Source organism: Bacteroides faecis MAJ27, from assembly GCF_900106755.1.
GTDB lineage: Bacteria > Bacteroidota > Bacteroidia > Bacteroidales > Bacteroidaceae > Bacteroides > Bacteroides faecis.
Genome location: NZ_FNNN01000067.1, coordinates 1 through 1,857, shown reverse-complemented (window position 1 = coordinate 1,857; position 1,857 = coordinate 1). Strand labels below are relative to the sequence as shown.

The window sequence follows — 1,857 nt, the reverse complement described above, 5'->3', positions numbered from 1 at the left end:
TTGCTTACCTTCATATCTTTTACGTTTTATAATTCACACGCAAAGGTATGAAGAACTATTATGGTCTAGGATACGGGGTTTACTGATTGCTTACAGTGTAATAATGGATAAACTATGGCCTGACGGATCAGGTAATACTTTACGAATGCATAAAGCGGTAGATCGTTTACGTGCATTATTTAAAGAAAATGATCTTTCTATAAACATACAGAGGAAAAATAGTGCATATCAACTAATTTTTGGGGAAAACCTTTTTGAACAGGCAAATAATAAAAATGTCGATGAAATGGAGATAATTTGAATTCTTGTTTGATTGTTTATAAAGAAAATATGGTTAGGTCCGAAATGGTCATATCTATTTTTTGCTTATTTTTTGTCTCAGTACTATTTTTGCACTTTTAATTAATCATTTAGTATATAAATAGTATGAAAAAATTGGTTGTTTTTTTGTTTTGTATAGTAGCGATTTTGCTTGTTCAACATTTAGGTTCTGATAAAAATGTGCAAAGTGCTTTGCTTCTCTATAATATAGAAGCTTTAGCTGATGATGAGCATGTTGCTATTACTCAGTGTTTTGGAAAAGGTTCGGTGGATTGTCCTAAATCTCATAGGAAGGTTGAATATGTTTTTGGAGGATATAGTCTTGAGGGGTTATATTAGGCTTTTGCCTCTTTTGCTCCTTATTTCTTGTGGTACGAAGCAGGTGGAATATCCAGATAATGTGTTCTTTTATTCTCAATTTCCACAAGAAAAAGAGTTAAAAGGAGAGATTATAGAGTTGGATTCTATTTTTTTTCGCTATCCATTTCGCGTACGTGTAGAAGGAGATAAGGTCATTGTGATGGATTTGCACGGTATTGATTATTATGCGCATCTGTTTCAATATCCTAGTTTTCGATATTTATCTTCTTTTGGAAGGCGTGGCGATTCACCTGCAGAAATGCTGTCAATAGAAAATATTCGTTTTTACAATCATAATATATGGACATTAGACGCTAATAAAAGAGAATTAATAAGGTTAGGTTTTTCTTCATCCGATGATTTACTACTCCGTGACGAAGTGGTAACATTGGGTGAAGATATTTTAAGACCGCTTGATTTTGCTATATATAATGATACTTCCTTTATTATTCCAGATTATTCAGGTGATAGTCGTTTATGTTGGGTAAACCGTAATGGAATCTCTATGAGCAAGATTGGTACTATTCCATCAGTAAAAAAGAAAGCATTACAAAATGCCCGTCCAGCTTTAGCGCAAGCATGGCGAAGCTTTCTTGATTACAATTCGCATAATAATGTGTTAGCAATGGTAACGCAATTAGGTGAAGTGCTTGAAGTATATAATCTAAAAGATAGTACGTATGTTGTTCGCATTGGTGAAAATGGAGAACCAGAATTTAAAGTAGCTGATGGCTATGGGATACCGACAGGAATTATGGGATTTAGTGATGTGCAAGTTACGGATAGCGCTATTTATACAGTGTTTCACGGTACTTCATTCAAAGATATTGCTCAACAAAGTGGCCGTTTGCCCGATGGAGGAAAGTATATATATGTCTTTGATTTGGATGGTGAACCACGATGTAAATATGTACTTGATCATTATGTGTGTGGTATTTCAGTAAATGAAACAACTAAAATGATCATTGCAACAGATGTAAATAGTGACCAACCTATTATTAAGTATCATTTCAAATGAGGAGGATATATTTCATTGGTTGTGGTAGGTAGAGTTTATTCTTGACAGCTATTAGCTAAAATAGGCACTGTCCACCATTTTGTGTAAATAGAAAACTTCAGGATTCGGGTTTTATACTTGAATCCTGTTTTCAAATATAGTAATAAATTGGTTAAATA

2 protein-coding genes and 1 pseudogene are annotated in these 1,857 nt (G+C 33.5%); all 3 read left to right on the top strand.

All coding sequences use genetic code 11. The annotated features are described in order from the left end of the window. Positions 1-301 (top strand): annotated as a pseudogene (locus BLW31_RS24275) (hypothetical protein); the annotation flags it as partial. 125 nt (positions 302-426) lie between these two features. Next, positions 427-660: an NVEALA domain-containing protein gene (locus tag BLW31_RS23645; RefSeq protein ID WP_010538284.1), complete on the top strand. Its 234-nt coding sequence runs from the start codon at positions 427-429 to the stop codon at positions 658-660. After that, complete coding sequence (locus BLW31_RS23640) at positions 623-1,699, top strand: BF3164 family lipoprotein (protein ID WP_022301000.1); 1,077 nt, start codon at positions 623-625, stop codon at positions 1,697-1,699. The genes BLW31_RS23645 and BLW31_RS23640 overlap by 38 nt, the downstream gene beginning before the upstream one ends. Positions 1,700-1,857: the final 158 nt, after the last annotated feature.

What these genes read in the sequence shown, in the direction of transcription:
- BLW31_RS23645 (WP_010538284.1), top strand. Translation starts at nt 427, where the DNA reads ATGAAAAAATTGGTTGTTTTTTTGTTTTGTATAGTAGCGATTTTGCTT.
- BLW31_RS23640 (WP_022301000.1), top strand. Translation starts at nt 623, where the DNA reads ATGTTTTTGGAGGATATAGTCTTGAGGGGTTATATTAGGCTTTTGCCT.